Source organism: Streptomyces griseoruber (assembly GCF_001514205.1).
GTDB classification, from domain to species: Bacteria; Actinomycetota; Actinomycetes; order Streptomycetales; family Streptomycetaceae; genus Streptomyces; species Streptomyces griseoruber.
In genome coordinates, this window is record NZ_KQ948763.1 from 718,553 (window position 1) to 731,989 (window position 13,437).

Here is a 13,437-nt window from a genome sequence, read left to right on the forward strand (position 1 = left end):
GCGCACGATTTGTGCTGGAAGTCCGGTGGCACGCGTGGCTCCCTGGCGGAAGGTGACGGCGATGGGACGTCCGGTCGGCATCGATCTCGGCACCACGAACTCGGTGGTGGCCGTCCTGGAGGGCGGCGACCCCACGGTCATCGCCAACGCGGAGGGCGCACGGACCACCCCGTCCGTCGTGGCCTTCGCCAAGAACGGCGAGGTACTCGTCGGCGAGGTCGCCAAACGGCAGGCCGTCACCAACGTCGACCGCACCGCCCGCTCGGTCAAGCGGCACATGGGCGACGCGCAGTGGCGCTTCCCCGAACAGGGCGATGTGGACGGCACCCGCTACCGCGCCCAGGAACTCTCCGCCCGCGTCCTGCAGAAACTGAAGCGGGACGCCGAGGCCTACCTCGGCGAGGACGTCACCGACGCGGTGATCACCGTGCCCGCCTACTTCGACGACTCCCAGCGGCAGGCCACCAAGGAAGCGGGGGAGATCGCCGGCCTGAAGGTGCTGCGGATCATCAACGAGCCGACCGCCGCCGCCCTCGCCTACGGCCTCGACCGCAGCCAGGAACAGACGGTCCTCGTCTTCGACCTCGGCGGCGGCACCTTCGACGTCTCGCTCCTGGAGATCGGCGACGGCGTGATCGAGGTCAAGGCCACCAACGGCGACACCCTGCTCGGCGGCGACGACTGGGACCAGCGGGTCGTCGAGCACCTCGTGAAGAAGTTCAAGGGCCAGTACGGCATCGACCTCGGCAACGACAGGATGGCGCTGCAACGCCTGCGCGAGGGAGCCGAGAAGGCGAAGATCGAACTGTCCTCGTCCTCCGAGACCACGATCAACCTCCCCTACCTCACGGCCTCCGCCGAAGGCCCCCTGCACCTCGACGAGAAACTGACCCGCGCTCAGTTCCAGGAGCTCACCGCCGACTTGCTCGACCGCTGCCGCACCCCCTTCCACCAGGCCGTCAAGGACGCCAAGGTCAAGCTGTCCGCGATCGACCACGTCATCCTCGTCGGCGGCTCCACCCGGATGCCCGCGGTCACCGATCTGGTACGGGAGCTGACCGGCAAGGACCCGCACAAGGGCGTCAACCCCGACGAGGTCGTCGCCGTCGGCGCCGCCCTCCAGGCGGGCGTGATCCGCGGCGACGTCAAGGACGTCCTCCTCCTCGACGTCACCCCGCTGTCCCTCGGCATCGAGACCAAGGGCGGCATCATGACCAAGCTCATCGAACGCAACACCACGATCCCCACCCGCCGTTCGGAGATCTTCACCACCGCCACCGACAACCAGCCCTCCGTCGGCATCCAGGTCTACCAGGGCGAACGCGAGATCGCCGCCTACAACAAGAAGCTCGGCGTCTTCGACCTGACCGGTCTGCCGCCGGCCCCGCGCGGGGTCCCGCAGATCGAGGTCGCCTTCGACATCGACGCCAACGGGATCATGCACGTCTTCGCCAAGGACCTCGCCACCGGCCGCGAACAGAAGATGACCGTCACCGGCGGCTCGGCGCTCCCCAAGGACGACATCGACCGGATGATGCGCGAGGCCGAGCAGTACGCCGACGAGGACCGCGCCCGCCGCGAGGCCGCCGAGACCCGCAACCAGGCCGAGCAACTCGTCTACCAGACCGAGAAGTTCCTCCGCGAGAACGAGGAGCGGGTGCCCGCCGAGACCAGGGAGGAGGTGTCCTCGGCGATCACCGAGCTGAAGGGCCTGCTGGAGCAGCAGGCCGACACCGCCGCCCTGCGGACCGGCCTCGACCAACTGGCCGGCGTCAGCCAGAAGATGGGCCAGGCGATGTACGCCCGGGCCCAGCAGACGCCGACCGCCACCCCCACGGCCGACGACGACGCCGGGCGCGGTGCCGGCCGAGGTGCCGGCCGGGCGACGGACGACGACGAGACGGTCGTCGACGCGGAGATCGTCGACGACGACAGCGACCAGGCCAAGGGAGCCTGACGAGGAGGCCGGAGGGGGCGGCCGGACAGGGCGGCCGGAGGGGGGGGCGGCCGGAGGGGGGGGCGGCCGGACGGGGCGGCCGGAGGGGGGCGGCCGGACGGGGCGCCGTCGCCGATACCCGCGTACGGCGCCCCCCGGGTCACGCCTTGCGGGCGACCCCCGCGTACACCGGCACGATGCCCTCCGCCTGCGCCGCCACGTCCTCCGGTTCCGGCCGCCAGCCCGAGACCGGGATCAGACCGGGGCCGAGCAGTTCCAGCCCCTCGAAGAACCGCGCGAACTCGGGGAGGGAGCGCGGGAAGAACGGGGTACCGCTGCGCCGGAAGTGGTTCGCCGCGTTCTCGATGGCCTCGGGGCTGAGGTCCGGGGTCACCTGCGAGAGGATCAGCCAGCTGCCCGGAGCCAGCCTCGCGACGTACTCCCGTACGAGGTCGTAGGCGCCGTCGTCGAGGTAGTGCGTCAGCGCCACCAGGGACAGTGCCACCGGCCGGTCGAGGTCGAGGGACCGCGCGGCCCGCTCCAGCAGCGCCGCGAGGTCACGGACGTCGGCGTGCACGTACTCGGTGGAGCCCTCGGCGCTGCCGTGCAGCAGCGCCTCGGCGTGCCGCAGCACGATCGGGTCGTTGTCCGCGTACACCACCCGCGCCTCCGGCGCCACGCCCTGGGCGATCTGGTGCAGGTTCGGCTCGGTGGGGATACCCGTGCCGATGTCCAGGAACTGCCGGATCCCCGCCTCGGCGGCGGCGCGCACGGCGCGCTGCATGAAACGCCGGTTGGCGCGCGCCCCGCGCAGCACCGTGCCGTCCACGGCGAGGATCTTCCGGGCCAGCTCCTCGTCCACCGGGTAGTTGTCCTTGCCGCCCAGCCACCAGTCGTAGACACGCGCCGGATGCGGCCTGCCGGTGTCGATGCGGACGGGTGCCTTCCGGTCCTCGGATCCGGTCATACGGGCTCTTGCTCCTCGCGCGTGGGGCGGACAGGGCGGTCAGGTCGTGCTCAGAGGGTCTCGCGGAGGTCCTCCAGGAGCCCGCGGGTCTCCTGGGCGGACGCGGCGTGCGTCGTCAGATGGTCGAGGACCTCCAGATGCGCGGAGACCTCCTTGCGCGAGTCGAGATACAGGGCGCCCGTCAGATACTCGGTGACGACCATGTCGGGCAGCTCGGGCTCGGCGAAACGGAACAGCGAGAAGGGCGCGGCCGTCCCCGGATGCGGGCCGTCGGCGAACTCGGCGATCTGCACGGTGATCCGGTCCCGCTCGGTCAACTCCAGCAGCCTGTCCAGCTGTTCCCGCAGGACGGAGGGGTCCTCGCACACCGGGCGGCGCAGCACCGTCTCGTCCAGCACCGCCCACAGATGCGGCGGGTTCGCACCGTCCAGCAGCCGCTGCCGGGCCATGCGCAGCGACACATGCCGTTCGATCGCGTCCGGCGTGGTCCGTCCGACCGTGCCGGCCTCCAGCACGGCACGGGCGTACCGCTCCGTCTGCAACAGCCCCGGCACGAAGTGCGGTTCGTAGCTGCGGATCAGCCGGGCCGCGCCCTCCAGACTGACGTACAGACTGAACCACTCCGGCAGTACGTCGTGGAAGCGCTGCCACCAGCCGGGGAGGTTCGCGTCCTCGGCGAGCCGGACGAACGCCTCGGCCTCGCCGTCGGATACGCCGTACGCCTCCAGCAGCACCTGCACGTACGGGATCTTCAGCGCGACCTCGGCCATCTCCATGCGCCGTACGGTCGCCGGAGCCACCCGCAGCGCGCGGGCCGCCTCCTCGCGGCCGAGACCGGCCGCCTCGCGCAGCTCCTGAAGCCGTCTGCCGAGCACCACCTGGCCCACCGTGGGCGCGGGCCGCCGTTCACTCACGCCACGTCTCCCCTACGTGTCGAGGCACGCGGGTCAGTGTGTCATGTTCCGGCCGCAGTCACACGGGTACGGCGATGAGGTCCTTGCCACGTGTGACGCCAGGGGCACGTGAAGTCAGCGGGCCATGACCTCCGGGGTAATCGACTCGTCCCGTTCCGGGCGGGATCATGGAGTCACCGGGTTCCGGGCCGGCGCACTCCGGCCCGGAACCCGGCCCGATCACGCACCCGTACCCGTACCCGCTCACGATCCCGTACCCGCTCACGCTCACGATCTCGAACCCGATCCCGACCTCGACGGAGGGTGATTCGCCATGTCCGCAGCCCAGCCCACCCCGCTCACCGCACTCGCCCGCACCGCCGAGCCGTACGCCGCGCTGCGCCGCTTCCTGGCCGTGGACGCCGTCGTGACCGGCGTGAACGGTCTCGCGTACCTCGCCGCGTCCGGCCCGCTCGGCCGCCTCCTCGGCGTCGACGCCACCCTGCTCCTCGCACTCGGCTCGTTCCTCACGGTGTACGCGGTCGCCGTCGGCGTACTGGCCTCCCGGGCCCGACCGGCGGCGCTGCCGGTGCGGGCGGTGGTGGAGGCCAACCTCACCTGGACCGTGCTCAGTTGCGTCGCCCTCGCCCTCTGGCTGTCGCCGACCGCGGCCGGCGCGGTGTGGACGGTGCTCCAGGCCCTGACGGTGGCCGGCTTCGCCGTACTCCAGCACTTCGCCCTGAAGGCATCAACTCATCAGTGAATGAAGGAACTTGACCGTCGCCGGATCGGCCGGGAGCAGCGTCTCGACGGCCAGCTCGGCGACGGTCACGTCCATGGGTGTGTTGAACGTGGAGATCGACGAGATGAACGACAGGGTCCGCCCCGCGTGCTCGATCTGCATCGGCAGCGCGAAGTACGGTACGGGCTCCGGAGGTTCGGCGAGACGCCCGCTCTCCTCCGGCACCGGGTAGGCGGCGACCTCCTCGTACAGCGCCCGCAGCGGAGCCGAGCGGTGCAGGGCGATCTGACGCTCCATCTGAGCCAGGAGATGGCCCCGCCACTCGGGCAGGTTGCGGATGCGCGGCGCCAGCCCCCGCGGATGGAGGGTGAGCCGCATCGCGTTCAGCGGCGGCGCGAGCAGCGACTCCGGCAGCCCCTCCAGCAGCATCGCGATGCCCCGGTTGGCCGCCACGACGTCGTACCTCGCGTCCACCACCAGCGCCGGATACGGCTCGTAGCCCTGGATGAGCCGCTCCAGACCGGCCCGCAGCGCGTCCAGCGCCGGGTCGTCGAGCGGGGTCTCCGGATAGCGCGGGGCGTAACCCGCCGCCAGCAGCAGCGCGTTGCGCTCCCGCACCGGCACCTCCAGATGCTCCGCCAGCCGCAGCACCATCTCCTCGCTGGGCCGGGAGCGGCCCGTCTCCACGAAACTGACGTGCCGGGCCGAGGAACCCGCCCGCAGCGCCAGCTCCAGCTGACTGACCCGCCGCCGCTCGCGCCAGGCCCGCAGCAGGGGGCCCACCCCGGGCTCGGCGGGGGCGGCGGACGCGGCGTTCGTACTGGTCGCGACAATGGCCATACGCACGACCGTAGTCGACAGAGCCCGCGCAGGGGCGTGGGCGAGAGGTGGTGGACGACCGTGCCGTGGATCGCGCGGAGCAACGCGTTCGAGGCCGAGGCGGTGTACCGGGCGCGGGTGCGCGGCTGTCTGCTGGGCGGGGCGCTCGGCGACGCGCTGGGCTACCCGGTGGAGTTCGACTCCCTCGCCCGGATCCGCGCCACGCACGGCGAACACGGCGTCACCGGGCTCGTCCCGGACGCGGCGGGCGTGGTCGGCCGGATCAGCGACGACACCCAGATGACCCTGTTCACCGCCGAGGGCGTCGAACAGGCCGTGCGCCGCGAACGCGGGAAGGGGATCGGCGGCGGCGCTCCCCGGCTGGTGCGCTGGGCCTACGAACGCTGGCTGCACACCCAGCGCGTCCCGGCACCCGACGGCGGCCCCACCGCCCACGGCTACGCCGGCCCGGCCGGCGGACTGGTCACCGAGCCCTGGCTGTACGCCCGCCGCGCCCCGGGCAACGCCTGCCTGAGCGGACTCCAGCAGGACTTCGTCCCCGAGCCCTGGGCCGAACTCGGCCCGCCCGGACCGGTCAACCCGGACTCCAAGGGCTGCGGCGCCGTCATGCGGGCGGCACCCTTCGGCCTCACCGGCGCCTCGGCGGAGTCCGCCTTCCAACTCGCCGCGGTCTGCGCCCAGATGACCCACGGCCACCCCACCGGCTACTACGCGGCCGGCGCCCTCGCCGCGATCGTCCGGCACCTCGTCGACGGCGAGTCCCTCGAGGGCGCGGTCCTGCGCACCCTGCGCCTGCTGGCCCGGCACCCCGGCCACCAGGAGACGAGCACCGCCCTGCGGCAGGCCCTGGACCTGGCGGCGGAGGGCGACCCCACCGCCGAGAAGACCGAACGGCTCGGCGCCGGCTGGATCGCCGAGGAGGCCCTCGCCATCGGCGTGTACGCCGCCCTGGCCCACACCGACGTCGAACGCGCCCTGCTGCTCGCCGTCAACCACTCGGGCGACAGCGACTCCACCGGCTCCCTCTGCGGCAACCTCGTCGGCACCCGCCACGGCGACCACGGCCTCCCGCACACCTGGCTGCGCCGGCTGGAGGGCCGGGCCCGTATCGCCGCGCTCGCCGACGACCTCGCCGACGAGGCGGCCCGGGCCTGAGCCGGCTTCACGCCCTCCGGCCGGGATCCGTGATCACGGCCCGACCGTCGCGCCGAGGCGTCGCAGGGAGGCGGCGCAGGGAGGCGTCGCAGGGAGGCCTGGGCGGACGGCCCCCAGGTGGGCTTGCCTCCGGGGCGGCCGTGGACACCGGCGTCTCCGATGGGGAGGAGGGCGAGGGCCCGCAACACCGCCCAGCCCGCGGGCGCGCTGGTTGTCCCAGCCGAGCGCCGCGAGTCTCAGGGGCCGATCCGACGGGTCGGGGTACTGCTCGCGCAGCAGACCCCGGATCGGGTCCTCGGCGACGTCCGTCTCGGTGGTCGTCAGGCGGAGCAACGCCAGTCCCCTGACCAGGGCCGCCGCCGCTCCGCTGTGGCAGGCTGGACGGGTACGCGACACCCACGAACGGAGTCACCCCGTGGCTGTGGAACCGCTCTCCCAGAAGGAGATCGAGGACCGTCTGTCCGAACTGCCCGGCTGGGCCGTGGACGGCGACCGCCTCACCCGCTCCTACCGCCTGGCCTCCCATTTCGCCGCGACCGCCCTCGTCGTCCATGTGGCGCAGATCCAGGACGCGCTCGACCACCACTCGGACCTCACCCTCGGCTACAACACGGTCTCCCTCGCCGTGAACACCCACAGCGTCGGCGGGGCCGTCACCGCGCTGGACTTCGAGCTGGCGCGGCGGGTGGAGGCGGCGGCGGGCGGACACGGAGCGGACTGACGCCGTCGGGCGACGGCATACAGTCTGCGAAATGTTGTGTGCGGGGGTCGGTCACCTGTATGCCGCATCCGGTCTACAGCATTCGACAGACGACATCCGGCGAGCTGTATGCGGCTCGCGGCCTACAGTGTGGCGCACATCGCACATCGCACATCGCACATCGCACATCGCACATCGCATACAGCCGACGGGCGGACCGGGGAGCGCGCGTGCTGGACTACGACAAGGAAGCCGAACGCTACGACGCCTCACGCGGCGGCGAACCCCGCGCGGCCGCCGCCGCGGACGCCGTCCTCGGGCTGCTGCCGCCCGGAACCCGCAGTCTGCTGGACGTCGCCTGCGGCACGGGCATCGTCACCCGCCGGCTCGCGTCCGGTCCCGGCGCCCCCCAGGTGACGGGCGTCGATCTGTCGCCCGAGATGGCCCGGCATGCCGGTGCCCGGCTGCCCGGCGCGATCGTACGTGCGGACAGCCGCCGACTGCCCTTTCGCGACGGGCGGTTCGACGCGGTGAGCAGCGTGTGGCTGCTGCATCTGGTCGAGGATCCCGGGGACGTGCGGAGGATCGTCGCCGAGTGCGCCCGGGTGCTGCGGCCGGGCGGGGTCTATGTCACCACCGTCGACAAGGGTGCCTCGCACAACGTGGGCAGTGACATCGACGGCGTCCTCTCGTCCCGCCCGCGCCGCCCGGCCTCCGACGCAGCCGTGCTCGTCGAGTCGTATGCCGCCGATTGCGGCCTGATCCCCGCCGGGCAGGCCCGTTTCGCCGGCCGGGGGCAGGGGCGCAGTCCGCGCCGGGCGATCGCCGACCTCAGGCGCGGCTGGTTCGTCACCCTGCCGCCCGGAGACCCGCTGGCCGAGGAGTTCGCCGCCCGCCTCGCGGCCCTGCCCGACCAGGAACGGCCGCGCCCGGAACCGGAGTTCACCCTGCGCGCGTTCCGGAAACCACCGCAGGTGCTGCCGGATCCGGCGTCGAACAGCTGAATTCGGCGGCCCCGAAGTGGCCGAAACATGCGGCAACGCGGCCGAACCCCACGGCGACTGAGAGTGCGGAACCCGTCCGTCCTCTCTGGAGGTTCGTCCCGTGCAGCACCCGCGCAGGCACCGCAGACGCCGAGCCCTCCTCTCGGCGACGACAGCCGCCGCGGCCCTGGTCGCCGCCGGCCTGACCGCGCTCGGCACCGGCACCGCCTCGGCCGCCACCGCCCGCCAGGTCGAGGCCCTCGACCGGGGCGTGGTCAGCGTCCACACCGACAGCGGCAACCTGGTCAGCTGGCGCTGGCTGGGCACCGACCCCGACAGCGTCTCCTTCAACGTCTACCGGGCCGGCACCAAGGTCAACGCGACTGCGGTCACCGGCTCCACCAACTACTTCCACTCCGGCGCCCCCGCCCAGGCCGACTACACGGTCCGTGCGATCGTGGGCGGCGTCGAACAGGCCGACTCGGTGCACGCCATCCAGTTCCGCACCGGCTACAAGGACGTCCCGATCACCCCGCCGGCCGGCGGCACCACCCCCGACGGTGTCGCCTACACCTACGAGGCCAACGACGCCTCCGTGGGTGACCTCGACGGCGACGGCGCCCTGGACTTCGTCCTCAAGTGGCAGCCGACCAACGCCAAGGACAACTCCCAGTCCGGATACACCGGCAACACGATCGTCGACGGCATACGACTGGACGGCACCCGGCTGTGGCGGGTCGATCTGGGCCGCAACATCCGTTCCGGCGCCCACTACACGCAGTTCCAGGTGTACGACTACGACGGCGACGGCAAGGCCGAGGTCGCGATGAAGACCGCCGACGGCACGGTCGACGGCACCGGCACGGTGATCGGCAGTTCCTCCGCCGACCACCGCAACTCCAGCGGCTATGTCCTGTCCGGCCCCGAGTACCTGACCATGTTCAACGGGCTGACGGGCAAGGCGATGCAGAGCGTCGACTACGTCCCCGCCCGCGGCACGGTGTCGTCCTGGGGCGACTCGTACGGCAACCGCGTCGACCGCTTCCTCGCGGGGACGGCGTACCTCGACGGCTCCCGCCCCTCCCTGATCATGGCGCGCGGCTACTACACCCGTACGGTGATCGCCGCCTGGGACTGGCGCGGCGGCGCCTTCACCCGCCGCTGGACGTTCGACACCAACTCCTCCACCAACAGCGGCAAGGGGTACGACGGCCAGGGCTCGCACAGTCTCTCCGTCGGGGACGTCGACGGCGACGGCAAGGACGAGATCGTCTACGGCGCGATGGCGGTCGACGACAACGGCAACGGCTTGTGGACGACGAAGACGGGCCACGGTGACGCGCAGCACCTCGGCGACCTCGACCCGTCCCACGCGGGCCTGGAGTACTTCAAGGTCTCGGAGTCGAGCAGTCAGCCCGCCGAGCTGTACATCGACCCGGCCAACGGCACGGTCACCTGGCAGCTGGCCGCCTGCTGCGACAACGGCCGCGGCGTCGCCGGCGACATCTGGGCGGGCAACGACGGCGCCGAGGTGTGGTCGGCCTCCGACTCCTCCGTCCGTGACGAGGCGGGCGCGACGAAGGGCCGCGAACCGTCCTCCGTCAACTTCCTGTCCTGGTGGGACGGTGACACGACCCGTGAACTCCTCGACGGCACCCACATCGACAAGTACGGCACCTCCTCCGACACCCGCCTGCTGACCGGCTCCGGCGTCCACTCCAACAACAGCACCAAGGCGACCCCGTCGCTGTCCGGGGACCTCCTCGGCGACTGGCGCGAGGAGGTCGTCTGGCCCACCACCGACAACACCGCCCTGCGGATCTACTCGACCCCGTACGAGACCACGACGCGCATCACCACCCTCCTGCACGACACGATGTACCGCACCGGCCTGGCCTGGCAGAACACCGCCTACAACCAGCCCCCGCATCCGGGCTTCTTCATCGGCAACGGCATGACGACGGCACCCCGGCCGACGGTGTACACCCCCTGACCGGGGCGTGCAGAGGCCCCGCCCGAGGTCGGACGGGGCCTCTGCACGCTCGTGCGGCGGATCAGTTCAGCGCCTTGGGCACGTTCCCGTAGAACTGGATGGCGGACCATCCGCGAGAGGTGAGCAGCTCGTTGATGGCGTTGGCGACATCCAGCGCGGTGACGTCCTTCTCCGGCGGCCCGGGCATCATGTCGATGGTGAAGTTCACGCTGATGTAACCATCCTCCGGGCCCGGCTGGGTGACCCCATGAAACGGGACGTTGTAGCCCCACGCCGGGGTCGACTCGTCCGTCTGCTCGGCGACCGCGGCCTCCTCGGCCTGGGCCGCGCCGGCGGACGCGAGGACCGCGCCCGCCGCCGCCGAGCCCGAAGAGACCAGCAGGGCACGTCTGGACACTCCCATGTTTCCCCCATTCCCTTCTCCTGCCCCCTGGGTGAAGGCGGGATCGATCGTATGAGCGAAACCCGGGCCGTGGTGCTGAACCAGATCATCCGGTTGGCCGGTGCCGGGCTCACACCACCGTGCAGCTCTGATCACCCAGCTTGAACGCCGTCGGTTTGCCGTTCGAGCCCGTCCAGCTGCCCGTGAAGCCGAAGCTCACGGAGGCGCCCGCCGCCACGTTGGCGTTCCAGGTGACGTTCTTCGCGGTCACCGCCGTACCGGACTGGGTGTAGTCGGCGTTCCAGAGCTGGGAGACCGTCTGGCCGTTGGGGAAAGACCAGTTGAGGCTCCAGCCGGACCACGCGCTCGTGCCCGTGTTGGCGAGTTTCACGTCCGCCTGGAAGCCGCCGGACCACTGGTTGGTGATCGTGTACGTCACCGCACAGGCCCCGGTTGGGGTGGGATCCGTACCGCCGCCACCGTCGCCGCCCCCGCTTCCGCCGCCGCTCGGGTCGGAGGTGTCGCCGTAGATGACTCCCCGGCCGTTCGTCGACACGTACACCCGACCGTAGACACGCGGGTCACCGGTGATCGCGGCGCCCGTCCAACCCCACTGGTGGGCATCGTCGTTGATGCGGGTCCAGGTCACGCCCTTGTCGGTCGAACGGAAGATCCCGCGCACACCGGCGATCTTCGCGCTGGTGTAGAGCGTCTGGTACGAGGCACCGGTCGCCGCCTTCCCGAAGCCGATGGTGTCGGCCTGCTCGACCCCCGACAGCTTGGTGAACGTCGCGCCGGAATCGGTGGAGTGCCACAGCCCGTACGCCCCGTCGCTTGCCCCGCCGGCCAGCCACACGTCGCCCTTCGTACCGGGAAGCGCCTTGAAACGCACGCTGTCCCCGCTGGGCAGGCCCGTCGCCGACGACGCGGTGAAGGTCGCCCCGCCGTCCGAACTGACGTATAACTTGCCGGACTTGAAGCCGTAGAAGGTCTTGGGGGCGACCCGGTCCGACTCGACGATCGCACCGGAGGGGATCCCGCTCGACGCCTGCCACGACGTACCGAAACCGGTTGTGTACTGCACCCCGGTGCCCGCCGGACTCCACACGAACCGGCTGCCGTCCGCCGCCGCGGCCACCGTCCCGCCGCCGCTCACCCCCGAAGGATCCGTCCCGGCGAACCAGTTGGCCCCGTTGTCCGTCGAGAACGCCACATGCGGGCCCGAGTCCAGATCGCCGACCCGGACCACCGTGTTCGGGCTGGTCTCCGCGAAGTCCAGACTGGTCGTCGTCGTGAAGTTCGGCGAGGTGAACATCATCGACGGCACCTTCGTCAGATCCGTGTGCCGGAAACCGCCGACGTCACCGAGTGCGCTGAGCAGCGGCGCGCCGGTCGGGGGAGAGGCCAGGTCGTTGACCGCCGTCTCCTCCAGCCCCTGCACCATCGGCTTGACGGTGAACTGGCCGCCGCTGTCCCAGTTGGTGAGGTTCTCCGTGCCGTAGACCGTCGCGCCCGTCCCGTACATCATGCGGGCGGAGTTGAACGGGTCGATCTCCAACGCCTCGGTCATCCAGCCGAGTTTGGGCGCCTGCTCCGGCGGCGACGGGTTCGCGCCCCAGGTCAGCCACGGCGACGAGGAGACATCCATCGTGAACCGGTTCGCACGGTTGGGATACGAGGTGTAGTCCCATGCCTTCGTCCAGGTCCCGCCGCTGTCCGTGGAGCGGAAGATCTGGGTGTCGGGCCACCAGGAACTGTATGCGGTCGCCATCACGGTGCCGGGTTTCTGCCGGTCGACCGTCAGCCCGCTGAAACCGTAGTAGGTGTCGGCCTCCGCCACCGGGCTGATGTCCGTCCAGGTCCCGGTCGCCGTCGCGTACCGCATCAGCCGGCCCTTGCCGCCGTCGTACGGACCGCCCTTGTCGCTGTATGCGATGTACAGATAGCCGTTGACGGTATCCAGTACACCCTTGTGCGCCAGATAGCCCGTCGGCTGCCCGGCCAGCCGCGACCAGGTCGCCCCCGCGTCCGTCGACCGGTACACCGCGTTGTCCTTGTCCGCGACCCCGACGTAGATCGTCTTCGTCGCCGTACCGGACGTGCCCGTCGACTCGTCGAAGGTGACCCAGACGATCCCCTGGTTGTCGCTGGCGTACCCGCTGGTGTCGCTGGGATCCTGTACGTAGGTGCCGACATTGGGGAAGTTGCTCACCTGCGACCAGGTGACCCCCGAGTCCGTCGACCGCCACAGCCCCTTGCCGCTCGGCGCGCCGAGGTACAGCACGCTGTTCCGGTTCGGGTCGACGGCGAGCCGCTCACCCATGCCCCGGCCGGGCATGTTCCCGCCCAGCTTGAAGGGGAGATCCGTCTTCTGCCAGCTGGCGCCCCGGTCCCCGGACCGCAGGACGGCGCCGTTGCCCGGGTCCCAGCTGTTGGTGTACGTGCCGACCGCCGCGTACACCTTGTTCGGGTCGACCGCGTCGGAGGCCAGGCTCACCACGCCGGTGTGCCCCCAGTCCGCCCAGCCGACCGAGTCCAGCAGCGGCGTCCAGGTCTTGCCGGACTCCTGCCAGCGGTAGGCGCCGCCGATGTCGGTGCGGGCGTACGCGAGGTTCTTCTCCTTGCGGTTGAAGACGATGCCCGGGACGAAGCCGCCGCCGTCGATCCGGGCGTTCTTCCACGTGTACGACTCTGCGGCCAGCGTCGCCTCGGGGGTGGGGCCGGCGGCCAGTGCGGGCGGGCCGCCGGCGAGCAGGCCGGCGGCGAGCACCAGCACAGCCGTCAGAATGCGCTTTCTTCGCACGGTGGGGGTCCTTCCTCGCGAAGCCATGTGTGCGGGGGGAGGT

General features: G+C 71.3%; 11 protein-coding genes and 1 pseudogene. 6 read left to right on the top strand and 6 right to left on the bottom strand.

Translation table 11 applies throughout. The annotated features are described in order from the left end of the window. Positions 1-61: 61 nt before the first annotated feature. A complete protein-coding gene (gene dnaK / locus AQJ64_RS03030) occupies positions 62-1,957 on the top strand; it encodes a molecular chaperone DnaK (protein ID WP_059202382.1) in 1,896 nt (631 codons plus the stop codon). 139 nt (positions 1,958-2,096) lie between these two features. Here dnaK and AQJ64_RS03035 read toward each other — a convergent pair whose 3' ends face one another. Next, entirely contained in the window at positions 2,097-2,903 is an 807-nt protein-coding gene (locus AQJ64_RS03035; protein WP_059202383.1) for an SAM-dependent methyltransferase, read from the bottom strand. A gap of 50 nt (positions 2,904-2,953) precedes the next feature. Beyond that, positions 2,954-3,817 (bottom strand): helix-turn-helix domain-containing protein, encoded by an 864-nt coding sequence (locus AQJ64_RS03040; protein ID WP_055634289.1) that lies wholly within the window; start codon positions 3,815-3,817, stop codon positions 2,954-2,956. 313 nt (positions 3,818-4,130) lie between these two features. Here AQJ64_RS03040 and AQJ64_RS03045 point away from each other — a divergent pair, with 313 nt between their 5' ends. Then, entirely contained in the window at positions 4,131-4,559 is a 429-nt protein-coding gene (locus tag AQJ64_RS03045; protein WP_055634290.1) for a hypothetical protein, read from the top strand. Here the strand turns inward: AQJ64_RS03045 and AQJ64_RS03050 are convergent. Beyond that, positions 4,545-5,378 (bottom strand): helix-turn-helix domain-containing protein, encoded by an 834-nt coding sequence (locus AQJ64_RS03050; protein WP_055634291.1) that lies wholly within the window; start codon positions 5,376-5,378, stop codon positions 4,545-4,547. The genes AQJ64_RS03045 and AQJ64_RS03050 overlap by 15 nt on opposite strands. 60 nt (positions 5,379-5,438) lie before the next feature. Between AQJ64_RS03050 and AQJ64_RS03055 the strand changes: the two genes are divergently transcribed. Continuing rightward, on the top strand, positions 5,439-6,533 hold the full coding sequence (locus AQJ64_RS03055) for an ADP-ribosylglycohydrolase family protein (protein WP_240512632.1): 1,095 nt from the start codon (positions 5,439-5,441) through the stop codon (positions 6,531-6,533). Between the two features lie 74 nt (positions 6,534-6,607). Here AQJ64_RS03055 and AQJ64_RS50490 read toward each other — a convergent pair. Further along, positions 6,608-6,733 (bottom strand): annotated as a pseudogene (locus AQJ64_RS50490) (aminoglycoside phosphotransferase); the annotation flags it as partial. Between the two features lie 215 nt (positions 6,734-6,948). Between AQJ64_RS50490 and AQJ64_RS03060 the strand changes: the two are divergent. The 3 genes from AQJ64_RS03060 to AQJ64_RS03070 all read left to right on the top strand — a co-directional run bounded on the left by AQJ64_RS03060 (position 6,949) and on the right by AQJ64_RS03070 (position 10,209). Then, positions 6,949-7,254, top strand: a complete 306-nt coding sequence (locus tag AQJ64_RS03060) for a 4a-hydroxytetrahydrobiopterin dehydratase (protein ID WP_055634292.1) — start codon at positions 6,949-6,951, stop codon at positions 7,252-7,254. Positions 7,255-7,463: 209 nt separating this feature from the next. Continuing rightward, on the top strand, positions 7,464-8,237 hold the full coding sequence (locus AQJ64_RS03065; RefSeq protein ID WP_055634293.1) for a class I SAM-dependent methyltransferase: 774 nt from the start codon (positions 7,464-7,466) through the stop codon (positions 8,235-8,237). Positions 8,238-8,337: 100 nt separating this feature from the next. Next, positions 8,338-10,209, top strand: a complete 1,872-nt coding sequence (locus tag AQJ64_RS03070; RefSeq protein WP_099053969.1) for a rhamnogalacturonan lyase — start codon at positions 8,338-8,340, stop codon at positions 10,207-10,209. 61 nt (positions 10,210-10,270) lie between these two features. Here AQJ64_RS03070 and AQJ64_RS03075 read toward each other — a convergent pair whose 3' ends face one another. Both AQJ64_RS03075 and AQJ64_RS03080 read right to left on the bottom strand, forming a co-directional pair. Continuing rightward, entirely contained in the window at positions 10,271-10,606 is a 336-nt protein-coding gene (locus AQJ64_RS03075; RefSeq protein ID WP_157880946.1) for a hypothetical protein, read from the bottom strand. Between the two features lie 115 nt (positions 10,607-10,721). Then, a complete protein-coding gene (locus tag AQJ64_RS03080; protein ID WP_055634296.1) occupies positions 10,722-13,394 on the bottom strand; it encodes a cellulose binding domain-containing protein in 2,673 nt (890 codons plus the stop codon). Between the last annotated feature and the right edge of the window lie 43 nt (positions 13,395-13,437).